Source organism: Bradyrhizobium mercantei (assembly GCF_001982635.1).
GTDB classification, from domain to species: Bacteria; Pseudomonadota; Alphaproteobacteria; order Rhizobiales; family Xanthobacteraceae; genus Bradyrhizobium; species Bradyrhizobium mercantei.
In genome coordinates this window covers 218,830-243,355 of sequence record NZ_MKFI01000010.1, presented here as the reverse complement: position 1 = coordinate 243,355, position 24,526 = coordinate 218,830, and the positions used below count along the sequence as shown (strand labels likewise).

Genomic DNA, 24,526 nt, shown 5'->3' with positions numbered 1-24,526 from the left:
TCCGCACTGCGACGGATCAGCCGGACCCCCGCGCATGCGATCGCTACTTCGCGCCGGCGAACTCGGTCTCGGTCTCGTGGCTGCCGAGGAAAGTCAGCAGGCCGCCGATCAGCGGCAGCAGCGCGAGCACCAAGAGGCCCGTCGACGTGCTGCCGGTCGCCTCCTTCACCCAGCCGATCAGATAAGGCCCGCCGAAGCCGGCGAGGTTGCCGATCGAGTTGATCAGCGCGATCGCGCCGGCGGCCGCGGTACCGGACAGCCAGGCGGTCGGCAGCGTCCAGAACACCGCGAAGGTGCAGAAGATGCCGATCGCGGCGACCGTCAGCACGACCATGGTCATGAACGGATCGGAAATGTAGCTGGAGATGCCGAGCGCCAGCGCGGTCAGCAGCAGCGGCGCCCCGACATGGAAGACCCGCTCGCGCGTGGCGTCCGAATGGCGCGCCCACAGGATCATCGCGACCGTGCCGAACGCATAGGGGATCGCGGTGACGAAGCCGGTCTGCGCGTTGGTCAGGCCGAACGCCTTGACGATCTGCGGCAGCCAGAACTGCACGCCATAGAGCGCGGCGACGAAGCCGAAATAGATCGCGCTGAGCGCCAGCACCTTCGGCGAGGACAGCGCCTCGAACAGCGTAAAATGCTTCGCCGCCTGCTTGGCCGCGACCTCGGCATCGAGCTTCGCCTTCAGCCACGCCTTCTGCTCGGCCGAGAGCCAGTCGGCCTTCTCCGGCCGGTCGGTCAGGTAGAACCAGGTGACGATGCCGAGCAGCACCGAGGGGATGCCCTCGATCACGAACAGCCATTGCCAGCCCTTCAGCCCCATCACGCCATCGAGGCCGAGCAGCAGGCCTGAGATCGGCGCGCCGATCACGGTCGAGATCGGCACGGCCAGCGCAAAGGCGGCGAGGAAGCGCGCGCGATACTCGGCCGGGTACCAATAGGTCAGATAGAGGATGATGCCGGGAAAGAAGCCGGCCTCGGCCACGCCGAGGAAGAACCGCAGCGCGTAGAAGCTGTGCTCGTCATAGACCGCTGCCATCAACGCCGAGAGGATGCCCCAGCTCACCATGATGCGGGCGATCCACTTGCTGGCGCCGAACCGCTCCAGCGCCAGATTGCTCGGCACCTCGAAGATGAAATAGCCGATGAAGAAGATGCCGGCGCCGAACGAGAACACGACCGGCGAGAATTTCAGCTCGCTGTTCATGGTGAGCGCGGCGAAGCCGAGATTGACGCGGTCGAGATAGGAGAAGAAGTAGGCCAGGATCAGGAACGGGATCAGCCGCCAGGAGATCGCGCGGATCGTCGACGTCTCGATCTCGCTGCGAGCGCCGCTACCGGGCGCGAGGGTTGCGGTCTGGCTCATCTGTTTCCCCCAAAGCTATTGCTTGCCCTGAGGATTATTGGGTGGCCCCGGATTGGGCAATGGCAAAAAGCTCATAGCGCACAGCGCAGATGGGAACTACGCGTGCTTTCCACGGCGTCATTGCGAGCGAAGCGAAGCAATCCATAGCGCCGCAAATGGCGAGGTGGATTGCTTCGTCGCTTCGCTCCTCGCAATGACGGATGAACTCTACTCGGCTAATTGGAAGCGCTCGAAGCGGTCGAGCTCTTCCTCGATGCGGCGCTTCAGCTCCTTGCGCGCCGCCTGTTTCTTGCCGTTGCCGACCCAGCTCCATTTCTGCATCAGCAGCTTCCTGCTCTGCCGGTCGGTCTTCAGGTCGAGCGCCGCGACGATGTCGTCGCCGACCAGCACCGGCAGCGCGAAATAGCCGAACAGGCGCTTCGCCTTCGGCACATAGGCCTCGAAGCGGTGGTCATAGCCGAAGAACAGCTCGGTGCGCTTGCGCTGGATGATCAGTGGATCGAACGGCGAGAGGATGTGAACCAGCGACGGATCCCCCTCGCCGGTCGCGTCCAGCACTTCGGGCCGCGCCCAGTGCTCCTGCTTGCCGGCGCCGTCGAGCGCGACCCGCACCAGCTCCTTGCGGCGCACCCTCGCCTCGATCAGGCCGCGCACCGCCTTCTTGCTCGGCGCGTCCAGATGGCAGATCGAGTCCAGACTGACGATGCCCTGCGAACGCAGCGCGCGATCGAGCAGATAGGCTGTCCGGGCCGAGGCCGGCGCGGGCTTCGGCGGCTTGTCCCAGCCGAAATGCCTGCTCGTCAGCTCGTAGGTCTTCAGCATGCCGGCGCGCTCGCTGATCGTAACCACGCCGCCATAGAAGGCGAGCTGCAGCGCACGCTTGGAGGGCTTGCGGCTCTGCCAGAGATGCTCCTTCTCGGTCAGCACGTCGTCTTCGATGTCGCGGATGGTCAGCGGCCCCTCGCGCAACAGCCGCATGATCTTGCGGGTGTCCGCCGGGGTCACCGACGAGTACCATTTATGGCCCTCGCGCTTGTGCGCCTTCATGACCGGCAGGAAGATGTTGATGTCCTTGGACGGCACGTAGGACAGCGCGTGCGTCCAGTATTCGAACACGCTCTTGTCCTGGCTCTGCGCCTGCTTGAGGTCGGCGCGGCGGTAATCCGGAATGCGGGTGAACAGGATGTGGTGGTGGCAGCGCTCGATCACGTTGATGGTGTCGATCTGCACATAGCCGAGATGGTCGACGGCGGCCGCCACGGCTGATGCCCCCTCCCCGAACGGCGCCTTGGTATCGAGCCGCTGCGCGCGCAGCCAGATGTGGCGGGCAGCGGCGTTGTTCAACGAAAGGGGTTCGGCGGCGCGGGGCATTGCCCCGGCAATGTAGTGGGATTCGCGCGCCTGTGGAGAGCGGGGAAACGGAAATCAGCTCCGCATCATTCGAGGCGCTACGCCAGCCCGACGGCCCGCCGCAGCCAGGGAACGGCCCGCAGCGCCGCGTCGAAGGCGGCGCTTTCCTCATGGAAGACCCTGGATGAATGACCGCCGATCGGAAACCAGCCGCGGCTATCTTCGACGTCGCGCCGGTATTCTTCGAAGCCGATGCTGCCGTCCGGGCGAAGGAAGATATCGACGCAGTGCGCAGCATCTTCGTCATTGATCGAGCGAAGGACGCGATTGACCTGGGCCATGATGGCCCTCCCTCTCAGCTGCTCGCCCCCGCCTGCCGGAAGCGGGCCCGGCACATCCATCCGTGATCCAGATCACATTCCCCGCTTTGAACCGGTCCTAGGTTCCCCGCATCAAACCGACAGCAAGCCGGATTGGCTGGCAAGGCATTTAAGGACGAAAACCATGACCCGCTCCCTTTCTTTGTCTCTTTTGACGATCGGCGCTGCGCTGTCGATGACGGCGGGCGTTGCACTGGCCGGCAGCGACACCGTTCCGGCCGCCCAGATCCTCAATGCGCTGAAGCCGAAGCAGGCCACCCGCAGCCTGTCCGGCGGCGCGCAGGTCGACCCGGCAGCTACGGCCAGGGAGACGAGCTTCCTCAACACCGTTCGCAACCGGCAGACCCGCTCGCTCTCGCTCGGCGAACGCCAGGAGATCGCCGACATCGCCGCCAACAAGCCGAAGATCGATCTCGAGATTCACTTCGACTACAACTCGGCCGACATCAGCAAGGGGTCGACCCAGGCGGTGCAGGAGCTCGGCAAGGCGCTGTCGGATGCCAGCATGAAGGGCTCGACCTTCGTGGTCGCCGGCCACACCGACGCGATCGGCGGCGAGGCCTACAACCAGGACCTGTCGGAGCGCCGCGCCGACACCATCAAGAAGTATCTGGTCGAGCATTACGGCCTGAACGGCTCTGATCTCGTGACCGTCGGCTACGGCAAGACCCGGCCGAAGGACCCGAGCGCGCCGATGGACCCGACCAATCGCCGCGTGCAGGTCGTCAACATGGATACCAAGACGGCGTCGCAGTAATCTCCCGCAGCCTCGATCCGCCTGCCGCGCCCGGCAGGCGGGTCTCTTTGCCTCAGACCATCAAATCCAGTTCTGAAACAGCATCAGCCGATTGAAGGTCGTCATCGAGGTCTCGATGGCGGCGACCGTGACCGGCAGCATGGCGATGAAGCCGGCGCATCCAACGGCCACGAAAGCCCACAACAGCCAGCGCGGCGCCCCCTTGCGCGTCAAGGCGTAGACCAGCACGAAGCTCGCGGTGGTCGCCGCCGGCAGATAGTAATAGATGAAGCCGAGCGTGCGCGGCAGCAGCGCCCAGGCGAGATACGGGCCGAGATAGAACGCCAGCACGAGAAACGCATCGCGGCTACGGCCGATGATCCAGTCGCGCAGCGCGATAACAAGCGCGATCAACGCCGGCCACAGCACCAGCGGATTGCCGAGAAACACGATCGCGGCGAAGCTGTCGTCGCCGACTTTCTCGAACAGATACCAGACCGGGCGCACCAGGAACGGCCAGGACGGCCATGAGCTCATATAGGTGTGGCCCGCGATCGCGCTCGTGGTGTTGTCCGCAAAGATGCGGCGCTGCGCCTCGATGAGGCCGGTCAATGAGAGGCCATATGGCGGCACGAAGGTCGCGAGATAGACCGCCGCCGGGATCAGCGCGAAACAGACGACGAAGTGAGCCGGCCGGAAATCCGGCCACAGGTCGGGCCGGTACCAATCCTCCGCATTGGCGTCGGCAAAGCGCGTGCGCCAGCCCTGCATCAGGCGGATCGTCACGACAATCGCGATGCAGGTCGCGAGCACGAACAGCCCGCTCCATTTGCAGGCGCTGGCGAGCCCCGCGGCCAATCCCGCCAGCGCGAAGGCAGCCTGCGGCCGCTTTTGCCTGAAGCCTTGGATGAAGGCCGCGATCGCGAACAGGCCAAAGGCGAGCGCGAAAATATCCAGCATCGCGATCCGCGACTGCACGAACAGCATCTGGTTGAAGAAGGCGAGCAGCGCCGCCGCAATCGCGCGCTCCTGCGACGCGAACAGCGCCAGCGCACCGAGATAGACGCCGACCAAAGCGAGCGCACCGAACAATGCGGCGGGATAGCGCCACCCCAGCGGCACGTCACCGAAGGCCTTGATCGAGAGCGCGATGATCTCCTTGGCAAGCGGCGGATGCATCGGGTTGAGCATCGGCCCCTCGATCACCGGCAGCAGCATCTGCCGCGCGGCGGGCACGTAATGCACCTCATCGAAATAGAGCTTGTCCGGCGCGGTGATCCCGAGCAGCAGCACGACATGGCCGACGATGAAGATGATCGCCGCGACGATCGCCGTGCGCGCGGCGGAGCGTTGCAGAACGGAAGAGGATTCGGATGCGATGATCAAAGGATGGGCACGCTGCGAGCGGAAGTGTGAGTGATGTGTGAGCTACACAGCCATCGTCGCGCGCGACCCGTGTGACGAGTGTGACTGGAACTCACTTTCGCAGCCGTGATGTTGAACGTCGTCGAATTCATTGAGACTAACCATCCAGTTCAACTCAACACAGCTTGTGACAATTATACAATATCAGCTGCATGCGTGATCCGGTACGATGATGGGGTTAAATCGATCGGTATTGCAATGAATTCGCCTCACAGTTTTTTCTGCTTTCCTGCAATCGCTGTTTGGGTCGCGCTGGCGGCATCGCCCGCCCAGGCGCAGACACGCGTCGGCGAAGCGGCGATGGTGAAGAACGAGGTCGTCCGCGTTGCGGCTGCAACCACGCCGATCAATGTCGGCGACGCGCTGCTGCGCGATGAGACGGTGCGCACCGGTCTCGAGAGCGCCGCGCGGCTGGTGATGGCCGACAGCACCAACCTCTCGCTCGGACCGAATGCCTCGCTCAAGCTCGATCGCACCGTGTTCGACGACGAGCATCACTATCGCGATGTCGCGATCCGCATGACATCGGGCGCGTTCCGCTTCGTCACCGGTCATTCGGAAAAGGCCGCCTACAAGATCACGACGCCGCTTGCGACCATCGGCGTCCGCGGCACGGTGCTCGATATCCTGTCACAGCGCGGCAAGACCACGGTGGTGTTGCAGGAAGGCGCATCGACAGTGTGTGCGTCGAAGGGGCAGTGCATCGATCTGACCCAGCCCGGCGACACCGCGATCATCACTTCGAGCGGTGGCCGCACCACGATCCAGAAGACCAACAACCCGCCCTGGACCTTCGCCGCGACCTGCAGCCAGGCGGCCGGGCTCTGCACTGTCACCCAGTACGCCGATGCGACGCCGGTGACGCCGCCGGTCGAAGACGACCCCACCGGCATGCTGTGCGGACGGTAATGATGGCACGCCGCATCCGTCACCTGATCCTGTCGGCAGCGCTGACCATGGCGCTGTCGCTCGGCATGCTGCAGGCGCTGGCCGCGCCGGCCCGGGCGCAGACCCCGAGGCCGACGTCGACCCCGACGACGGGCTGCACGTCGATTCCCGATAGCGAGTTCTCGGTGCCGTCGAACTGTGGATCGAGTCCCACGCCGACACCTATTCCCACATCAACGCCAGTCTCGACTCCCACGCCGACCCCAACGCCGAGCCCCTCGCCGACTCCGACCCCGACGCCAACGCCGACACCGATCACCGGCGCGCCCTCGAGCGGCAGTTCGATCAACGGCCTCGCCGACCAGCGCTTCAACCAGATGATCACCAACCGCGTGCTCGGGTCGGTGCTGCTCGGCGTCAACGAGCAGGTCAATTGCAACGATTGCATCAGCGCCTTCGGCTCCGCCGGCTCGTTCTCGGCCGGCATCCATGGCCGCAAGACCATCACGCCGAATTTGTCGCTGCTCGCCGGCATCGCCTACACGCAGTATGGCGAGGGCGGCTACAACGTCACCAGCGCGCCGATCGGCGCCTTCGCGCTGCGCTACGACTTCGTCGACTGGGGTTCGTCGCGCCCGTTCTTCGATATCGGCACCATCCTCTCGCCGTCCGAGCGGGTGCGCTACACCCGCAGCTACGCGACAAGCCTCGGTCCGGTGTCGGTCACCAGCCAGACCTCGAGCGAGAATTACGGCGTCTACGGGCGCGCGGGCTGGATCAGCCGGCTGTCCGCGCGTGACGAGGTCGCGGCCTCGGTCGAGGTCTGGCAACTGTGGCAGCGGGTCAAGGGCTACAGCGATCCCGCCATGGCCTTCAATCCGTTCGACGCAACCATCGCCGACGGCACCGATCGCACCAGCCTGGTCAAGATCGGCGGCCAGTGGACGCATTTGTTCGGATCGAACATCGAAACCAACATCAATGGCGGCTGGGTGCAATCCTTCGCCACCCATTCCGGCATCGTCGCCACCGTCACCGGCGATGGCACCATCGTGCCGACGATCGGCAACCAGGGCTGGTTCGAATATGGCGGCCGCGTCGGCTTCCGCATCACCAAGGGCTGGGTCGCCGACGTCTTCCTCAACGGCACCGCCGGGCCGCAGCCGGTCGGCAACACGGTGCATGGCGGCGTGGGACTACGGATCAATTATTGAAGCGAGCGCTTCCCCGCCCCGCAGGCGCGGAGCGGGGAAGAAGTGGGCTCACGCCGCGGCGTTGCCTTCATAGGCCCGGCGCAGGGCTTCGACATCGAGCTTGATCATGCCGAGCATCGCCTGCATCGCGCGGGCAGCGCCGGCTGCATCGGGGCCGCCGATGTAGCCGTGAAGCTGCCGCGGCACGATCTGCCAGGACACGCCGAAGCGATCGCGCAGCCAGCCGCACTGCTCCTCCTTGCCGCCATCCGCGAGCAGCGCGGCCCAGAGCCGATCGACCTCGGCCTGATCGACACAGTCGATCGAGAACGAGATCGCGTGGGTGTACTCCATCTTCATCCCGCCGTTCAGCGCCATGAAGCGCTGACCGGCCAGGGTGAATTCGACCACCAGCACCGTGCCGGCCTTTCCGGCCGGGCCGTCGACGGTGTTGTTCTGGATCTTGTCGATGCGGGAGTCCGGCAGCAGCGAGACGTAGAACTTCGCGGCCTCCTCGGCCTCGCCGTCGAACCACAGGCAGGGTGACACCTTTGACATCGATGAACTCCTTGCCGGCGAGCGATCAGGCGGTGGCAGCGGCGGACTGCTTCGTCGCGGCCTCGACGTCCATCCACATCACTTCCCAGATGTGCCCGTCCGGATCCTCGAAGCTGCGGCCATACATGAAGCCGTAATCCTGCTTCGGCGACGGATCGGCCGTGCCGCCCGCGCCCGTCGCCCGGGTCACGTAGCCGTCGACCGCATCGCGGTTCTCGGCGGAGAGGCAGACCAGCACTTCGCTCGTGGTCCTGGCGTCGGCGATCTTTTTCGGAGTGAACTGGCGGAATTTGTCATGGGTCAGCAGCATGACGAAAATGGTCTCGGAGATCACCATGCAGGAAGCGGTGTCGTCGGAGAATTGCGGATTCCTGGTCGCGCCGATCGCCTCGTAGAACGCGGTGGCCTTGGCGAGGTTGCTGACCGGCAGGTTGACGAAGATCATTGTGGGATTGGCCATGAACGGCGCTCCTTTTGCGGGTTGTGCGCGGAGGACGAACCGCATAGCCGCTTCCCGACATCGCCGCGGAAATTTTTATTGCGGCGTCCTGCCGCAGGCGGCCTCAGGTCACGATCGGTGCCGGCATGGTCAGAAATCCCCGTGTCACATGCCAGAACAGCTCGCGATTGGTGGCAAGCGCCACCGAATGGGCGGTGCCGGGCAGGATGATGAACTGCCGGTCGCCGTTCGGCAGCTTGTTGAAAAACTCCTCGAGATCAGGCACCGCCGCGATGCCGTCATATTCGCCACGAACCAGCAGCACCGGCGCCAGCACCTTCTCCGGATGCACCACCGGCAAATTGGCGGTCATGTCGAGATAGGTGCCGGTCGGGATCTGGTCGCCGAACTGCATCTCGACATCGGCCAGCACCTCCATCACAGCCGGATCAGACGTGCCAGGCTTGTCGCGGGTCGCGATCGAGCGGATCATGTCGCGGTCGCGCTTGCGCATGTTGTGGCTGCGATAATAGGCAAGCTGCTCGGCGCGCTTCGCCAGCGTCGGCGAGCCCTCGCCTTTGTAGGTGAAGGCGGCGAACACCAGCCGGTCGATCCGATCGGGCGCAGCCATCGCAAAAGCACCGGCGCGCAGCGCCCCGGAGGATTCCCCGACGAAGTGATATTTGGTCTGCCCGGTCTCGCGCGCGATCATCTCGACCGCCGCCTTCAGGTCCTCGACGCCGCTTGCGATATCGGCATTGCCCGCGGTGCGGCCGGACTTGCCGTAGTTCTCGTGGTCCATGGTCCAGCAATCGAAGCCGTAGCGCGCGAACACATTGAGCAGCGAATACTCGCCCTTGCCCGGCACCGTGAGGTCGAACACCCTCGATGTCACCGACGAGCCGTGCACGAAGAACACCACGGGCCGCGCCGGCTCGCCCGGCTTCGGCGCGCCGACCCGCTTGCGGAACATCCACAGGGGGATGTCACCCTTCTTCGCCCAGTATTCGTTGCTCCATATTTCCCCCTCAGTGGGAACGGCGATCGCGGCATGAGCCGGCGCCTCGCGGAGTACGCCGGCTGCGGTCGCAATGCCGATGCCCTTGATGATGGTGCGCCGCGAATGATCTGATGGTTTCATGGCTCGCCTCCCCTTCGGAACAACAGGGCTTCGGCCCTGAGATTGCGTGATGCCAGCATCCACAACCGTCATTGCGAGCGCAAGCGAAGCAATCCATGGCGCCGCTTGCGGAGGCATGGATTGCTTCGTCGCTTGCGCTCCTCGCAATGACAGCGGCGTTGATGCACGATTTTGTGAACGCTGTTTCCGCCAATCGGCGCGGACGACGGACGGACTTGGTCCTAGTCTCCGCCGCGGTCCGACCGGAAAAATCCGGCGAGAAGCGGGAGCGAAGAATGAGCAGCAATCTCACCGAAGAAGAACTTGCCGCCTTGATGCCCTCCGAATTGTGCCAGTACCAGACGCCGATCCCGACCCAGATCGTCTCCAGCGACGAGTTTTATCCCGACCCGCAGAACGAACGGCAGCGCGAGGTCGAGGCGCGGCTGCTCGCGATGGCCGACGATCTCGGCGGCAAGCAGGGCCTCGATCGCCGGAAATTCTTCCAGACCGCAGCCGGCATGGCCGCCTCGTTCGTCGCGATGAACCAGGTTTATGGACAGCTGTTCGACGTGACGCCGGCCGAAGCCGCGACGCCCGCGATGGCGCAGGAGCGCGCCAACGGCCTGAAAGACCAGTTCATCATGGACATGCACACGCATTTTCTGCGCGACGACACCCGCATCATGGGTTTCGTGGAAATGCGCAAGGCGGTCGGCAAGGCCGGCTGGAACAAGGAGCTCAACGATCACGAGCAGACCATCGAGGACCTGAAGTTCAGCAACTACAAGAAGGAGATGTTTCTCGATTCCGACACCAAGATCGCGCTGATCTCCTCGGCGCCCTCGGATATCGAGCAGGACTGGTTCCTGACCAACGAGCAGATGGCCGACGCGCGCAAGAAGATGAACGACGAGGCCGGCTCGCGGCGCGTGTTCTGCCATGCGATCTTCACGCCCGGGCAGCCCGGCTGGCTCGACAAGCTCGACGCCGCCTTGGCCTTGAGGCCGGAATCCTGCAAGGGCTATACGATCGGCGACAACACCCACAAGGAGATCAGCCGCTATCCGTGGCGGCTGGACGACGAGCAGGTCGCCTACAAGGGCTATGAGAAGATGGTGAAGGCGGGCATCAAGAATGTCTGCGTCCACAAGGGGCTGTTCCCGCCCGGGATCGAGAAGCAGTATCCGAACCTGCGCGGCTTTGCCGACGTCGCCGATGTCGGCAAGGCGGCCAAGGACTGGCCGCAGCTCAACTTCATCATCTATCACTCGGCCTATCGCCATGTCGGCGGTGATCCGAAGGTCGCGCTCGCCGAATTCGAGCGCACCGGCCGCATCGCCTGGACAAGCGACCTCGCCGACATCCCGGCGCAGTACGGCGTCAGCAATGTCTATGGCGATGTCGGGCAGTTGTTTGCGACCACGCTGGTCGCCGAGCCCAATGTCTGCGCCGCGCTGATGGGCACCTTGATCAAGGGGCTCGGCGTCGATCATGTCTGCTGGGGCACCGATGCGCTGTGGACCGGCGCGCCGCAATGGCAGATCGAGGGCCTGCGGCGGCTCGAGATCCCCGAGGTGATGCAGAAGAAGTTCGGCTACGCACCGCTCGGCGCCGCCGACGGGCCGGTGAAGAGCGCGATCTTCGGTGACAACAATGCGCGGCTCTACAACATTCAGCCGAAGCGCGCGATGCTCGACCTTAGGGGCGACCGCTTCGCGATGATGAAGGCGCAGTACGAGAAGGCCGGCCCCGAGCCGTCGAACACGCGTTACGGCTATGTGGTGCCGAACGGAGCGATTGATCACACGGTGTTTGCGTAAGGCTCTAACACCGTCATTGCGAGGAGCTCGCAAGCGACGAAGCAATCCATTAATCCGCATGGTCGGAAAGATGGATTGCTTCGCTTCGCTCGCAATGACGCGCAGCTGGGGTGTCATTTCCCCGTAAACCGCGGCGCCCGCTTCTCGCTGAATGCCTTGACGCCTTCCCTGAGATCATCGCTGTCGCGCACTTCGTCGAGCAGCCGCCGCACGTCGGCGACCGTCTCCAGCGGCCCCTTCGGCATCGCTTCTCGGGCGAGCTTCTTCAGCGCGCGGACCACCAGCGGCGCGTTGCCTGCGATCTTCGCGGCCATCTCCTGCGCCATCGCGACATGCTGGCCCTTTGGGGCGACCTTGTTGACGAAGCCGATCTGGAAGGCACGCTCCGCCGACATTTCCTCGCCGACCAGCAGAAATTCCATGGCGATCTTGTGCGGCATCCGCGCCATCACCGACGAGACGCCACCGGCCGTCGTGCCGATCTTGCCCTCGGGATAGATGAAGCGCGTCGTCTCGGAGGCCACGCACAGATCGGCCATCTGGACCAGGACGAAGGCCCCGCCGACCACCCAGCCCGACGTCGCCGCAATGACCGGCTTGTCGAGGTCAACACCCAGGCCGGGCACCGCATGCCACATGTTGATTGGAAGGTCGGCGACATCGGCGCCGACCGAGAAATACTTCTCCTCCGAGGAAGCCAGCACCGCAACACGATCGTCGCTATCGCGGAAGCGCAGCCACGCCTCACGCAACTCGCTGCACAACGCGTTGTTCAGCGCATTGTGCTTTTCATTGCGAGCCATCGTGATGGTCGCGACGTGATCGGCGCTCTCGTAGCGAACGAGCGACATGCCGGCCTCCCTGGTTTTGTTGTTATTGCTTGTCGGCGCGGCCTTGCCGCGCCGTTATTTCTTCTCGTCGGGATGCCGGTGCACCGGATCGACCCACAGCACGTTCTCCGGCTTCTCGACCGGCTCGATGTCGAGGTTGATCGCGACGGCCTCGCCGTCGGAACGCACCAGCACGCATTCCAGCACCTCGTCGGGGCTGGCGTTGATCTCCTGATGCGGCACGTAGGGTGGCACGAAGATGAAATCGCCGGGACCGGCTTCGGCGGTGAACTGCAGCTTCTCGCCCCAGCGCATACGCGCCTTGCCCTTCACGACATAGATGATGCTTTCGAGATGGCCGTGATGATGCGCACCGGTCTTGGCGTCCGGCTTGATGCTGACGGTGCCTGCCCACAATTTCTGCGCGCCGACGCGGGCGAAATTGATCGCGGCCTTGCGGTCCATGCCGGCGGTCGACGGCACATTCGGATCGAGCTGGTTGCCGGGAATCACGCGGACGCCGTCGTGCTTCCAGCGCTCGTCGTCGTGATGGTGATGATCATGGTCGTGGGAATGGGTGTGATCGTGGGAACCGCTCATCGTTCTTGCTTTCGTCAGACATGTTTCGTGCACGGAACGCTACCGAAAAGCACGCGCGCAAGCGAGCGCAAAATCGGAACATTGCCATGTTCCGGCGCGTTGCATCAGCGTATTCCGAAGGAGCATTTCATGACCAGCACGACCGACAAGATCAGGGGCACGGCTAACGAGGCGATCGGCAGGCTCAGGCGGCGCCTTGGCAAGGCCACCGGTTCTCTGACGATGCACGGCAGAGGCGCGATCCAGCAAGCCAAGGGCAAGGGACAGAAGGCACTCGGCGGCGCCAAGCGGATCGTCGGACATGCAATCAGCCGGGCCACCTCGGGCGGCCACTGGTCTCGCTGAATGAGAGATGAGACGGCCGGTCATCGGGCCCGCCGTTCGAGCACGCGCGACGCTGGTCAGCCGCGCGGGCTCGGATGTGCCAGCACATCCGGACGTGCCAGCACATCCGGATTGACCACATTGGTCGGCGTGCCGGCGGCGTAGGCCACGATCTGATCGAAGATATCGGTGAACTGGATCTCGTATTCGTCGCGCGAGACGTAACCGAGATGCGGCGTGCAGACCACATTGTCCATGTTGAGCAACGGGTCGGCGGTGTCGCGCAGCGGCTCCTTCTCGTAGACGTCGATCGCGGCCATGCCGGGCCGGCCGCCGCGCAGCGCGTCGACCAGCGCGCCGGGCTCGATCAGCGGCGCGCGGCTGGTGTTGACGATCAGCGCGGTCTCCTTCATCCGCGCCAGGTCTTCCGCCTTGACGATGCCGCGTGTCGCATCGACCAGCCGCATGTGCAGCGACAGCACGTCGCAACGCGCGAAGAAATCCGCCTTGCTGGCCGCGGTCTCGTAACCATCGGCGCGCGCCTTCGCCATCGCGGCCTCGCGCGCCCAGACCAGCACGTTCATGCCGAACGCCCTGCCGTAGCCCGCGACCACGGCGCCGATGCGGCCATAACCGTAGATGCCGAGCGTCTTGCCGCGCAGCGTATGGCCGACGCCGATCTGCCACTTGCCGGCCTTCAGCGCCGCCATCTGCTGCGGGATCGCGCGCATCGCCGCGAGGATCATGCCCCAGGTGAACTCGGCGGTGGCGTAGGACGGCGTATCGGCGTGCTGGCTCGACGACACGATGATGCCGAGCCGGGTGCAGGTGTCGATGTCGATGTGCGGATAGACGCTGCGCTGGCTGATCAGCTTCAGCTTCGGCAGACGCTCGAGCAGCGGGGTGCGGATCTGGGTGCGTTCGCGGATCAGGACCAGCGCGTCGGTGTCGGAGAGCCGCTCGGCGAGCACGTCGACGTCCTGGACATGATCGTTCCAGATCCTGACGTCGTAGCCGTCGAGCTTGCGGTAGCAATCGAGGGTGCGCAGCGTGTCGAAATAATCATCGAGGATCGAGATCTTCATCGCTGCGCCCCTGTTCTTGTGGGCCGGTTATCCGGCCGCCGGAGCTTACTTTACACCGAGCAGCTCGACGTCGAACATCAGCGTGGCGTTCGGCGGGATCACGCCACCGGCACCGCGCGCGCCGTAGCCGAGATCCGGCGGGATGATCAGCGTGCGCTTGCCGCCGACCTTCATGGTGGCGACGCCCTCGTCCCAACCCTTGATCACGTGGCCCTGGCCGATCGGAAATTCGAACGGCTCGTTGCGGTCGACGGAGGAGTCGAATTTCTTGCCCTTCTGGCCGTTTTCGTAGAGCCAGCCGGTGTAGTGCATCACGCAGGTCTGGCCGGTCTTCGGCGAGGCGCCGGTGCCGACCTTGCTGTCGATGATCTGGAGGCCTGAAGCTGTGGTCATGGGCTTTCCTGCAGTTTGGGCCGCTGCCATTTCGCTGACAACGGACGTGGAGACTGCGGCCGCAAGGCCGGCGAACGCAGTCCTGATGATCGTGCGTCGTGAAGATCGCATCTTGGACGTCCTTCCTTGATTGATATTGATTCTGGTCAGTAGCCGAGCGCGCAGCCGTCCTTGCGGGGATCCGAACCGCCGGTCAGCGTGCCCTTGTCCCAATCGATCCAGATGCCCTGGCCGCCGCCGAGCGGCGCGACCACGCTGGTGGTCTTGTGGCCGATCTTCTTCAGGCCCTCGACGATCTCGGCCGGCACCGAGTCCTCAAGCTGGTAGACGCCTTCGTAATGCAGGCCGCGCGGCATGTCGATGGCTTCCTGGATGTCGCAGCCGTAGTCGAGCATGTTGGTCAGCACATGGGTCTGGCCGACCGGCTGGTACTGCCCGCCCATCACGCCGAACGGCATCACCGCGCGGCCGTTCCTGGTGGCCAGCGCCGGGATGATGGTGTGCAGCGGACGCTTGCCCGGCGCGATGCAGTTCGGATGGCCGGGCTGGATGCGGAAGCCGCCGGCGCGGTTCTGCAGCAGGATGCCGGTCTTGTTGGAGACGATCGCCGAGCCGAACGAATGCGCGATCGAGTTGATGAAGGAGCAGACGTTGCGATCCTTGTCGACCACGGTGATGTAGACCGTCGACGGATTCATCGGCGGTGCGACGTTCGGCAGGTCGAGCAGGGCGTCCATCCGGATGTTCTTGATGTGCTCGTCGGCGAATTCGCGGGAGAGGATGCCGGCGACGTCGACATGCACCTGCTGGGGATCGCCGATGTGCTGCTCGCGCATCATGTAGGCGATGCGGGCGGCCTCCGCCTCGAGGTGGAAGCGCTCGACGCTGAGCGGCTTGAACTTGGTCAGGTCGAACCGCGACAGGATGTTGAGCATGACCAGCATGGTGATGCCGGGGCCGTTCGGCGGGCACTGCCAGACGTCGTGGTCCTTGTACATCGTGCCGATCGGCGCCGTCGTCTCGGTCGAATGCGCCGCGAAGTCCTCCAGCGTGTGCAGGCCGCCGATGCCGCGCAGCGTGTCGACCATGTCGGCGGCGATCTCGCCGCTATAGAAGGCGTCGCGGCCGTTTTGCGCGATCGTGCGCAGCGTCTTGCCGAGCTCGGGCTGGCGGATCACGTCGCCGGCGACCGCGGGCTTGCCGTGCGGCAGCAGATAGCGCTCGGTGTTGGTGCCGTTCTTCAGCTTCTCAAAGCCGTTCTTCCAGTCGAAGGCGATACGCGGCGCGACGACATAGCCCTCTTCGGCCGCCTTGATCGCGGGCTGCAGCAGCCGGTCGAAGCCGAACTTGCCGTGGTCTTTCAGGATCACGTCCCAGGCATCGATGGCGCCGGGAATGCTGACGGCATGCGCCGAGGTCAACGGCACCGAATGGATCTTGCGCTCGAGGTACCAATCGGCGGTGGCCGCCATCGGCGCCCGGCCGGAGCCATTGTAGGCCGTGACCTTGCCCTCGCCCCGCGGCTGGATCAGCGCGAAGCAGTCGCCGCCGATGCCGGTCGATTGCGGTTCGATGACGCCGAGCAGCGCGCAGGCCGCGACCGCCGCGTCAGCCGCCGTGCCGCCCTCGCGCATCACCTCGATGGCCACCAGCGCCGCCTCCGGATGCGACGTCGCCACCATCGCGTTCTGGGCGTGGACGGTGGAACGGCCGGCGAAATGGAAATTCCTCATGACGGAGTGCTCGCTTGATCGTGATGGTCTGATGGTGCTGCGGCGGATGGGTGCCAAGGGGCTACCAAGGGGCTGCAAGTACATGGCACATTCGTCCCCGGCAGGGCAATGCCTGGCATGCCAGAGGAATTATCCCGATAACGCATGGCTTTGCGGGGTTTCGCCGGCCTGACCGGCCTGATAAACCCCGGCCATGCCGCTCAAGGTCGCCGCCTTCTACCAATTCGCCGCGCTGCCCGATTTCCGCGCACTGCGAGAGCCGCTGCGCGCGTTTTGCACCAGGCTCGAACTCAAGGGCAGCGTGCTGCTCGCCCATGAGGGCATCAACGGCACCATTGCCGGCACCACTGACGCCATCGACGGCCTCGTCGCAGAACTCAGATACGGGCCGCTGTTCGGCGGCCGCCTCGACAATCTCGAGCTGAAATTCTCGGAAGCCGCGCAGATGCCGTTCCAGCGGCTCAAGGTGCGGCTGAAGAAGGAGATCGTGACGCTCGGCGACACCACGGTCGATCCAACCCGGCAGGTCGGCACCTATGTCGATGCCGCCGACTGGAACGAACTGATCGCCGCTCCCGACATCACGGTGCTCGACACCCGCAACACGTTCGAGGTGGCGATGGGCACCTTCGACGGCGCGGTCGATCCCAGGATCTCGAGTTTTGGGCAATTCAAGGAATTTGCCGCACGGCACCTCGATCCCGAAAAGCACCGCAGGATTGCGATGTTCTGCACCGGCGGCATCCGCTGCGAGAAGGCGAGCGCCTATCTGCTCGCGCAAGGCTTCAACGAGGTCTATCACCTCAAGGGCGGCATCCTCAGATATCTCGAGGAAACCCCGCAGCAGGAGAGCCGCTGGCGCGGCGACTGTTTTGTGTTCGACGAACGTGTCGCGCTCGGCCACGGCCTGCGCGAGCGCACGACGGCAATTTCAAGCGAGGCCGAGAGCGAGATCAGCTCGTGCGGGGCCGCCATCCATGAATGACACGGCGAAGCTGAGCGAACGGATCGAGGCGCTGGAGGTCCGCCTGACCTACCAGGACGAGACCATCGAGACGCTGAACCAGACCATCACGGCACAATGGAAGCAGATCGACGCGCTGACGCGCCAGATCGTCGAGTTGCGCGACCGCCTTCAGGAGGCCGAACGTCAGGCGCCAGGCTCCGCCAACGAGCGCCCGCCGCATTATTGATCGATGCCGCCGGACTGCGGCGGCATCGGATTACATGTTGCTCACCTGGCGCATCGGCTTCGCGCCGCTGAAGAACAGGTTGGACAACCGCTGCACCATCGCCGTCGCGCGGCTTCCTTCGAGGCCCGGGCGGACACACAGCAAGCGCTTCTGCACCGGAAGCTCCGGAAGATAATAATCCTTGGCCGAAACCAGCGAGGACGGAATCATCCGTTCGGGGCACGCCGTCAGGCCGTATCCGGCCCGTGCGGCTTCCAGTCGCAGCTGATGGTTCGGGCTCCTGAACACGATCTTGTACGAGATGTTGTGCTTGGTGAGCGTCCGGATCATCCAGTCGTCGCCGGGCCACGCCAGGATCGGGATCGGGGCGCCCGGCCGCAGCACAAAATCGCGTGACCGCACCCACACCGAACGCTCGTCGGCCTCGGCGGCGATCGTCACCTCGTCTTCGTTCTCCAGCGAGGGGTTGCTGTAGACGAACGCGATGTCGATGTAGCCGTCGATCAATCCTCGGATGACGATCGGCGACATGTCGGCGTGAACCAGTACGTCGGCGAGCGCGTCGGCCGGATGGAGCTTGAGGAATTCCTCGGCGAGCATCGTGCTCATTCCCAGCCGCAGCGGCTGGGGTCCTTCATGATTGCCGCCGAGCCGAAGCAATTGGTCGTTGGCTTCGAGGATTCGCCTCGCCTGCTGCACGGCGACCTTGCCGAGCTCAGTGGTTGTGGTGCCGTTTGCGGTTCTGACGAACAGCGCGCCACCGATCAGGCTTTGCAGTCGCTTGACCTGCGAACTGATCGCCGGCTGGCTGAGGCCGAGACGCTCCCCGGCTTTCGATAGACTTCCCGTCTCTGCAATCGCAACGACGGTACGAACGATTTCAGTAGGAATATTCAAATGCTGGCGTGGTCTGTGCATCGCGGGCCCTCCAATCTCAGCACGGGACGCAATTGCGATCTCTATAGTATGTGATTCAGCTATACTAACATTTGGTTGCACTTTCGTTTAGCCGCAATTTGTCGCGAAGGGGCTGCTCTTGCAGGCCATATGTATTGTTACGTGCATTTCCACGTAGAGCTACGGTATCGAACGACTGCATCTGCACACGCGCACAGCACCTCGGCACCGTCAGACCCCGGAATTCTGCGGACACAGCATCAAGGATTTTGATCGCCCCATAACGCGGCGCGCACCTGATAATTTCTAACGCTGCCATTCATCTGAATTGACGTCGCTGATTCGCGGAAGCGTTTTCATAGCTTTCCTTAATCAAAGCCTCGCAACGTGACGCTGTAGGCTGCGTTCCGAGGTATTGCCAATGACCAGGTTCTTTCGCTGTCGAAACGGCGCTTCTGCTGTCGAATTTGCGCTGATGCTGCCGCTGTTTCTCGCCTTCATTTTCGGCATCATCGTATTCGGCTCATATCTCGCCATGGTGCACGGCGTGCAGCAGCTCGCCGCCGAAGCGGCGCGCTCATCGATCGCCGGAATGACCGACACCGAGCGCAACAGCCTCGCGACGAATTACGTCACCGCCAACGCATCCACCTATCCGCTGCTGGTCCCCGGCAATCTCACCGTCAATGCAGCGCCGTCCCCCTCGAACGCGAACGTCTACATCGTGACGGTGAACTACAACGCGGCCGGCAACTTCATCTACAAGCTGCCCTTCGTCCCGGCGCCGGCGAGCACCATCGTCCGCTCGGCGGCGATTCAGTACGGGGGATTCTAGGATGAGAGGCATCCTCCTGCTGATGCGGCGCTTCGGCGCCGACGAGCGTGGAAACTTCGCGATGATCTCGGCCGGCCTGATGACGCTGCTGATCGGGTGCGCCGGGCTTGCAATCGATCTCGGCACGATCTTCGCGGATCGGCGCAAGACGCAGAGCACCGCCGACCTCGCCGCGATCGTCGCCGCCGCCAATTTGAACAATCCGGTCAACGCCGCCAGCGCGACGGTGACACAGAATAACTATCCGGCCAGCGCACTGGTCAAGGTCGAGACGGGGACCTACACCGCAAACAGCGCCATCGCGCCCCAGGCCCGCTTCGTGACCCCGGCGATCGGGATTCCCAACGCCGCGCGCGTCACGCTGACCACCCAGACCCCGCTCTACTTCGCGCGCTACCTGACCGGCGCGAGCAGCTTCAAGATCTCGACGACCGCCACCGCGACGTCGACCGAAATGGCGACGTTCGCGATCGGCTCCCGGTTGCTCGCGGTCAATGGCGGCGTGGTCAATGCGCTGCTCGGCTCGATGCTCGGCACCTCGCTGTCGCTCTCGGTGATGGACTATAACTCGCTGATCAGCGCCAAGATCGACGCATTGGACTTCCTGTCGGCGCTGGCGACCCGGATCAACCTGACCGGCGTCAGCTACAGCGACCTGCTGAGCAGCAACATCAAGGTCGGCGACATCATGGCGGCGGCGCTGACCACGCAGCAGATCACCAACGGCGCGGGCGCGGCGACGACCGCGCTGTCGACGATCTCCCAGGCCGTCACCGGCTCCTCGACCAAGATATCGCCGGGCACCCTGATCGATCTCGGCCCCTTCGCCAACCTCACGGTAGGGCAGAAACCCAAGGTCGGCGCCAGCGTTTCGGTGTTCGACCTCGTCAACACGGTGGCGCAGATCGCCAACGGCAACCATCAGATCGCAACCTCGGTCAATCTCGGCCTGCCGGGCATCGCCAACGTATCCGTGATCGCAACGATCGGCGAACGCCCCGTCGGCTCGAGCTGGATCGCGATGGGCACCCAGGGCGTCAGCGTCCACACCGCGCAGACCCGGATCCTGGCGACGATCAACGTGCTCGGCTCCGGCGCCGTTTCCGCGATCAACCTCCCGGTCTATGTCGAGGTTGCCTCGGGCACCGCGACGCTCAACGCGGTGTCCTGCGGTCGTCCGAACATCAGCACCTCGCAGGTCACCGTCGGCGTGACGCCGGGGATCGTGGACGCGTGGATCGGCAACGTCACGGTCGCCGACATGACCAACTTCGCGACCAAGCCCAATCCGCCGCCGGCGATGCTGGTCAATCTCGGTCTCGTCACCGTCACCGGCCTCGCCCATGCCGGCATGGGCAACACCACGCCGACCAACGTCAATTTCAGCTACAGCGAGATCCAGTCGGGGACCAAGAAGACGGTGACGACGACCAACTTCCTTTCATCGCTGACGGGAAGTCTGCTCGGCGACCTCTCGCTCACCATCAATGTCGGCCCGCTCGGGCTGCCGATCCCGGGATTGGGCGCGCTCGTCATGAGCATCCTGAACGGCGTGACGAGCTCGATCGACCAGGTCCTGGCATCGCTGCTCGCAACGCTCGGCATCGGGCTCGGCCAGGTCGACGTCTGGGTGCTGGGCATCCGCTGCGACGGCGCGGTGCTCGTGAACTAGGGGAACGATCGCGACATCAGGGGTAGAGAGACTGCCGTGAGTGCAACAATAATAAGATACAAGACCGACAGCCAGCGAACGGTCCTGATGAAGCGCGGGACCATCTTCTACCGCAACGCCAGCGTCGGATGCCTCGTGCTCAACATCTCGACCGGCGGCGCGGGGCTCGCCGTGGAAAGCGACGCCGCGCTCCCCTTCGCGTTCGACCTCGAAATCGAGAGCGAGCCGATCCGGCGGCACTGCATTCTGACATGGCGTCTCGAGCGGCGGCTCGGCGTGACCTTCGAGCTCGACCGGATGCAGCACCCCGAGGGCGGCCCGATCTAGCCTGTCCGGGCGATCGCAATATTGCGGGCGGCTCGCTGATGGAGGCCCGCAAACCCGTCACGCGCGCAGCGTTCCCCCGCGATCGAACGCGATTCGCATCATGGTTAGCATCCGCTGCGATATACCAGCTAATTGTCCCGATCGCCGTCGTGCTTCGATGGCGCGGGCTGCGTGGCGCTGACCGGATCGGAGGCCGGAAAGGTATCCTCCAATCCCTCCTTCAGCCGGCTGCGTGCCTTGCGGTCGGCAGCCTGCGCCTCATGCGGCTTCTCGGCATGCTTGTCATGCGGGGCAGGATCGAATTTCTCGGCCATATCGTCCCTCCATTCACGGGACAACGCGTCTGCGCAAACGGGGGTTCCAGAACCGCCTTGGCCCAGTGCGCCGCAGCGTGTATCAGGGGTGCAAATTTGACCGTGATCAGGAACTCCCGCGTGTCCCAGGACCCCAGCCAAATGCCGTTCATCGATGTCCTGTCGGGCCACCGGCGGGCCGTGCCGCCGCTCTGGATGATGCGGCAGGCCGGCCGTTATCTGCCGGAATATCGCGAGCTGCGCGCCAAGGCCGGCGGCTTCCTGGATCTCTGCTTCACGCCCGAATTCGCCACCGAGATCACGCTACAGCCGATCCGCAGGTTCAACTTCGACGCCGCGATCATCTTCTCCGACATCCTGGTGATCCCCTATGCGCTCGGCCGCTCGGTGCGGTTCGAGGCCGGCGAAGGGCCACGGCTCGATCCGCTGGCGACCCCCGGCGAGATCGCGACGCTGGCGACCCGTGCCAATTTCGACCTGCTCGAGCCGGTCTTTGAGACCCTGCGCCGGGTCCGGCGCGAACTCGCCCCCGAGATCGCACTGATCGGCTTCTGCGGCGCGCCGTGGACGGTTGCGACCTATATGGTGGCCGGACAGGGTACGGCGGACCAGGCGCCGGCACGGATGCTCGCCTATCGCCACCCGGACGCGTTTGCCAAGATCATCGACGTGCTGGTCGAGAACTCGATCCACTATCTCATCGGCCAGCTCAAGGCCGGCGCCGATTGCCTGCAGATATTCGACACCTGGGCCGGCGTGCTGCCGCCGCGCGAGTTTGCCCGCTGGTCGATCGAGCCGACCCGGCGCATCGTTGCCGGGGTGCGCAAAGAGGTCCCCGGTGCCAGGATCATCGGCTTTCCGCGCGGTGCGGCAGGCATGCTACCGGCCTATGTCGAGCAAACCGGCGTCGATGCGGTCTCGGTCGACTGGGCGGCTGAGCCGTCGATGATCCGCGAGCGCGTGCAGAGCCACGTCGCCGTGCAGGGCAATCTCGATCCGTTGGCCCTGATTGCCGGCGGCGCCGCGCTCGACCGCGCGGTGGACGATGTGCTGGAGAATTTCGGCAAGGGCCGGCTGATCTTCAATCTCGGCCACGGCATCCTGCAGGAAACGCCGATCGCCCATGTCGAGCAGATGGTCGCACGGGTGCGCGCGTATAAGGGCTAGCGTCTTGTAGCCCACTCCATCACCGTCACCCTGAGGTGGCCGCTTCTTCAGCGGCCCTCGAAGGGTCGACGGCCCGGCCGGTGGCCGTACATCCTTCGAGGCTCGCTACGCTCGCACCTCAGGATGACGGTTCGCGATATGCGCCCGCTACCTTGCATCCTCCAAGATCATGTCCGCGGCCTTCTCCGCGATCATGATCGTCGGCGCATTGGTATTGCCCGACATCAGGTCCGGCATGACGGAGGCATCGACCACGCGCAGGCCATCGATGCCGCGCACCTTGAGCCTGTTGTCGACGACCGCGAGCGCATCGTTGCCCATCCGGCAGGTCGAGGTCGGGTGATACACCGTGCTGCCGGTGCGGCGGCAGAAATCGAGCAGATCGTCGTCGCTGACCACCTTGGCGCCGGGGTCGACTTCGCCGACCGAGTATGACTTCAGCGCCGGCGCGGCCAAAATCTTGCGCAGGATGCGGATGCCGTCGATGAAGGCGCGGCGATCGGTCTCGGTCGCGAGATAATTGATGCGGATTTCCGGCGGCACGCTGGGATCCGCGCTCCTGATCTTCAGCGAGCCGCGGCTCTCCGGGCGCAACTGGCAGACCGATGCCGTGAAGCCGGAGAACGGATGCAGCTTCTCGCCCATCTTGTCGGTCGAGAACGGCAGAAAGTGGATCTGGATGTCGGGCGAGGCCAGCCGCGGGCTGGTCTTGAAGAACGCACCCGACGTGCCGGCCGCGATCGTCAGCGGCCCCTTGCGCAGCGCCGCGTAGCGCAGGCCGGCCATCACCCGTCGCACCGGATTGTTAACGACGTCGTTCAGCGTGACGGTCTGCGCGCAGCGGGTGACGATGCGCACCTGCATGTGATCCTGCAAATCGTTGCCGACGCCGGGTGCATCGAGCACGATATCGATGCCGTGCTGCTTCAGCAGCTCGGCCGGGCCGACGCCGGAGAGCTGCAGCAATTGCGGCGAGTTGTACGCGCCACTCGACACCAGCACCTCCTTGCGTGCCGTGGCCTTGCGCAATTGTCCGCCCTGCCTGTACGCGACGCCGCTCGCACGCGTGCCCTCGAACAGGATGCGCTGCGCCAGCGCCGAGGTCTCGACATGCAGATTGCCGCGCGTCAGCGCCGGCCGCAGATAGGATCGCGCCGTGGAGGCGCGGCGGCCGCGCCGCGTCGTGGTCTGGAAGAAGCCCGCGCCCTCCTGGCTCGCGCCGTTGAAGTCCGGATTGGTCGGAATGCCGACCTCGGCCGCGGCATGCACGAAGGCTTCCGACAGCGGATCATGGTGCCGCCAGTCCGACACCGGCAGCGGGCCGCCGGCGCCGTGATATTTGTCGCCGCCGCGCTGCTGATCTTCCGCCTTCCGGAAATAGGGCAGCACATCGTCATAGCCCCAGCCGGCATTGCCGCGCTGGCGCCAGCGGTCATAGTCCTCGTGCTGGCCGCGGACATAGAGCAGGCCGTTGATCGAGCTCGAGCCGCCGAGCACCTTGCCGCGCGGCTGGAACACCTGCCGTCCGTTCAGGCCGGGCTCGGGCTCGGTCTGGTACATCCAGTTGACGGATTTTTCCTTGAACAGCTTGCCGTAGCCGAGCGGCACATGGATCCAGATGTTGCTGTCCTTCGGCCCGGCCTCGAGCAGCAGCACCGAATGCTTGCCGTCGGCGCTCAGGCGATTGGCGAGAACGCAGCCGGCCGAGCCGGCGCCGACGATGACGTAATCATACTCGGCCGCATCATTGTTATTGTTCACTGGTTTCCCCCGGAATTTCTTTCTTCCGGTGGTACAGACAAAGCGCTGGCTTGAAAAGGCTAGAGCTCCATTCCGATTTGATCGGAACGGAGCTCTAGCTTTTTATTTTGACGC

The 24,526-nt window shown here is 64.5% G+C and carries 26 protein-coding genes; 11 read left to right on the top strand and 15 right to left on the bottom strand.

Annotated features, from left to right (window positions below):
• Positions 1-43 precede the first annotated feature (43 nt).
• The 3 genes from BI327_RS37085 to BI327_RS37075 all read right to left on the bottom strand — a co-directional run bounded on the left by BI327_RS37085 (position 44) and on the right by BI327_RS37075 (position 3,060).
• Entirely contained in the window at positions 44-1,369 is a 1,326-nt protein-coding gene (locus BI327_RS37085) for an MFS transporter (protein WP_076866352.1), read from the bottom strand.
• 207 nt (positions 1,370-1,576) lie between these two features.
• Positions 1,577-2,740 (bottom strand): winged helix-turn-helix domain-containing protein, encoded by a 1,164-nt coding sequence (locus BI327_RS37080; RefSeq protein WP_076866350.1) that lies wholly within the window; start codon positions 2,738-2,740, stop codon positions 1,577-1,579.
• Positions 2,741-2,817: 77 nt separating this feature from the next.
• Positions 2,818-3,060, bottom strand: a complete 243-nt coding sequence (locus BI327_RS37075; protein ID WP_076866349.1) for a hypothetical protein — start codon at positions 3,058-3,060, stop codon at positions 2,818-2,820.
• A 163-nt stretch (positions 3,061-3,223) separates the two neighbouring features.
• Here BI327_RS37075 and BI327_RS37070 point away from each other — a divergent pair, with 163 nt between their 5' ends.
• Positions 3,224-3,856 carry an OmpA family protein gene (locus BI327_RS37070; protein WP_076866347.1) on the top strand — a complete coding sequence of 211 codons (633 nt, stop codon included), beginning with the start codon at positions 3,224-3,226 and terminating at the stop codon, positions 3,854-3,856.
• A gap of 60 nt (positions 3,857-3,916) precedes the next feature.
• Here BI327_RS37070 and BI327_RS37065 read toward each other — a convergent pair whose 3' ends face one another.
• Entirely contained in the window at positions 3,917-5,221 is a 1,305-nt protein-coding gene (locus tag BI327_RS37065) for a phospholipid carrier-dependent glycosyltransferase (protein WP_076866346.1), read from the bottom strand.
• A gap of 237 nt (positions 5,222-5,458) precedes the next feature.
• On the opposite strand from BI327_RS37065, the gene BI327_RS37060 reads away from it, so the two are divergent.
• Together BI327_RS37060 and BI327_RS37055 are read left to right on the top strand one after the other, a co-directional pair.
• On the top strand, positions 5,459-6,169 hold the full coding sequence (locus BI327_RS37060; RefSeq protein WP_076866344.1) for a FecR family protein: 711 nt from the start codon (positions 5,459-5,461) through the stop codon (positions 6,167-6,169).
• On the top strand, positions 6,169-7,362 hold the full coding sequence (locus BI327_RS37055) for a hypothetical protein (protein ID WP_076866343.1): 1,194 nt from the start codon (positions 6,169-6,171) through the stop codon (positions 7,360-7,362). Before BI327_RS37060 ends, BI327_RS37055 begins: the two co-directional genes overlap by 1 nt.
• A 48-nt stretch (positions 7,363-7,410) precedes the next feature.
• Here the strand turns inward: BI327_RS37055 and BI327_RS37050 are convergent, their stop codons facing one another.
• The 3 genes from BI327_RS37050 to BI327_RS37040 all read right to left on the bottom strand — a co-directional run bounded on the left by BI327_RS37050 (position 7,411) and on the right by BI327_RS37040 (position 9,479).
• On the bottom strand, positions 7,411-7,899 hold the full coding sequence (locus BI327_RS37050) for a VOC family protein (protein WP_076866341.1): 489 nt from the start codon (positions 7,897-7,899) through the stop codon (positions 7,411-7,413).
• Positions 7,900-7,924: 25 nt separating this feature from the next.
• The gene (locus BI327_RS37045; RefSeq protein ID WP_076866403.1) at positions 7,925-8,359 is read right to left on the bottom strand and encodes a VOC family protein; all 435 of its coding nucleotides are present in this window, start codon (positions 8,357-8,359) and stop codon (positions 7,925-7,927) included.
• Positions 8,360-8,462: 103 nt separating this feature from the next.
• Complete coding sequence (locus BI327_RS37040) at positions 8,463-9,479, bottom strand: alpha/beta hydrolase (RefSeq protein WP_076866339.1); 1,017 nt, start codon at positions 9,477-9,479, stop codon at positions 8,463-8,465.
• 275 nt (positions 9,480-9,754) lie between these two features.
• Between BI327_RS37040 and BI327_RS37035 the strand changes: the two genes are divergently transcribed.
• Positions 9,755-11,281 (top strand): amidohydrolase family protein, encoded by a 1,527-nt coding sequence (locus tag BI327_RS37035; RefSeq protein WP_076866337.1) that lies wholly within the window; start codon positions 9,755-9,757, stop codon positions 11,279-11,281.
• A gap of 113 nt (positions 11,282-11,394) precedes the next feature.
• Here the strand turns inward: BI327_RS37035 and BI327_RS37030 are convergent, their stop codons facing one another.
• Together BI327_RS37030 and BI327_RS37025 are read right to left on the bottom strand one after the other, a co-directional pair.
• Positions 11,395-12,132, bottom strand: a complete 738-nt coding sequence (locus tag BI327_RS37030; RefSeq protein WP_076866335.1) for an enoyl-CoA hydratase/isomerase family protein — start codon at positions 12,130-12,132, stop codon at positions 11,395-11,397.
• Between the two features lie 54 nt (positions 12,133-12,186).
• Complete coding sequence (locus BI327_RS37025) at positions 12,187-12,711, bottom strand: cupin domain-containing protein (protein ID WP_076866333.1); 525 nt, start codon at positions 12,709-12,711, stop codon at positions 12,187-12,189.
• Positions 12,712-12,840: 129 nt separating this feature from the next.
• Between BI327_RS37025 and BI327_RS37020 the strand changes: the two genes are divergently transcribed.
• Entirely contained in the window at positions 12,841-13,056 is a 216-nt protein-coding gene (locus BI327_RS37020) for a CsbD family protein (RefSeq protein WP_076866401.1), read from the top strand.
• Positions 13,057-13,112: 56 nt separating this feature from the next.
• On the opposite strand, the gene BI327_RS37015 is transcribed toward BI327_RS37020, so the two are convergent.
• The 3 genes from BI327_RS37015 to ggt are packed head-to-tail and all read right to left on the bottom strand — an operon-like array spanning position 13,113 to position 16,246.
• Complete coding sequence (locus BI327_RS37015) at positions 13,113-14,120, bottom strand: D-2-hydroxyacid dehydrogenase family protein (protein WP_076866331.1); 1,008 nt, start codon at positions 14,118-14,120, stop codon at positions 13,113-13,115.
• A gap of 45 nt (positions 14,121-14,165) precedes the next feature.
• On the bottom strand, positions 14,166-14,624 hold the full coding sequence (locus BI327_RS37010) for an FKBP-type peptidyl-prolyl cis-trans isomerase (protein ID WP_089025696.1): 459 nt from the start codon (positions 14,622-14,624) through the stop codon (positions 14,166-14,168).
• Positions 14,625-14,659: 35 nt separating this feature from the next.
• Complete coding sequence (gene ggt, locus BI327_RS37005; protein WP_076866328.1) at positions 14,660-16,246, bottom strand: gamma-glutamyltransferase; 1,587 nt, start codon at positions 16,244-16,246, stop codon at positions 14,660-14,662.
• Positions 16,247-16,439: 193 nt separating this feature from the next.
• Here ggt and trhO point away from each other — a divergent pair, with 193 nt between their 5' ends.
• Positions 16,440-17,231, top strand: a complete 792-nt coding sequence (trhO, locus tag BI327_RS37000) for an oxygen-dependent tRNA uridine(34) hydroxylase TrhO (protein WP_076866326.1) — start codon at positions 16,440-16,442, stop codon at positions 17,229-17,231.
• Positions 17,224-17,439: a SlyX family protein gene (locus BI327_RS36995; protein ID WP_076866324.1), complete on the top strand. Its 216-nt coding sequence runs from the start codon at positions 17,224-17,226 to the stop codon at positions 17,437-17,439. The genes trhO and BI327_RS36995 overlap by 8 nt, the downstream gene beginning before the upstream one ends.
• A gap of 30 nt (positions 17,440-17,469) precedes the next feature.
• Here the strand turns inward: BI327_RS36995 and BI327_RS36990 are convergent, their stop codons facing one another.
• Positions 17,470-18,357 carry a LysR family transcriptional regulator gene (locus tag BI327_RS36990; protein WP_245335044.1) on the bottom strand — a complete coding sequence of 296 codons (888 nt, stop codon included), beginning with the start codon at positions 18,355-18,357 and terminating at the stop codon, positions 17,470-17,472.
• A 400-nt stretch (positions 18,358-18,757) separates the two neighbouring features.
• On the opposite strand from BI327_RS36990, the gene BI327_RS36985 reads away from it, so the two are divergent.
• The 3 genes from BI327_RS36985 (at position 18,758) to BI327_RS36975 (ending at position 21,170) form a co-directional block, all read left to right on the top strand.
• Entirely contained in the window at positions 18,758-19,171 is a 414-nt protein-coding gene (locus BI327_RS36985) for a TadE/TadG family type IV pilus assembly protein (protein ID WP_076866319.1), read from the top strand.
• Between the two features lies 1 nt (position 19,172).
• Entirely contained in the window at positions 19,173-20,843 is a 1,671-nt protein-coding gene (locus BI327_RS36980) for a pilus assembly protein TadG-related protein (RefSeq protein ID WP_076866317.1), read from the top strand.
• 87 nt (positions 20,844-20,930) lie between these two features.
• Positions 20,931-21,170 (top strand): hypothetical protein, encoded by a 240-nt coding sequence (locus BI327_RS36975; RefSeq protein ID WP_076866315.1) that lies wholly within the window; start codon positions 20,931-20,933, stop codon positions 21,168-21,170.
• Positions 21,171-21,298: 128 nt separating this feature from the next.
• On the opposite strand, the gene BI327_RS36970 is transcribed toward BI327_RS36975, so the two are convergent.
• Positions 21,299-21,484 carry a hypothetical protein gene (locus tag BI327_RS36970; RefSeq protein ID WP_076866314.1) on the bottom strand — a complete coding sequence of 62 codons (186 nt, stop codon included), beginning with the start codon at positions 21,482-21,484 and terminating at the stop codon, positions 21,299-21,301.
• Between the two features lie 141 nt (positions 21,485-21,625).
• Here BI327_RS36970 and hemE point away from each other — a divergent pair, with 141 nt between their 5' ends.
• Positions 21,626-22,651, top strand: a complete 1,026-nt coding sequence (gene hemE, locus BI327_RS36965; RefSeq protein WP_394329910.1) for a uroporphyrinogen decarboxylase — start codon at positions 21,626-21,628, stop codon at positions 22,649-22,651.
• Between the two features lie 147 nt (positions 22,652-22,798).
• Here the strand turns inward: hemE and BI327_RS36960 are convergent, their stop codons facing one another.
• On the bottom strand, positions 22,799-24,412 hold the full coding sequence (locus BI327_RS36960; protein WP_076866312.1) for a GMC family oxidoreductase: 1,614 nt from the start codon (positions 24,410-24,412) through the stop codon (positions 22,799-22,801).
• Positions 24,413-24,526: the final 114 nt, after the last annotated feature.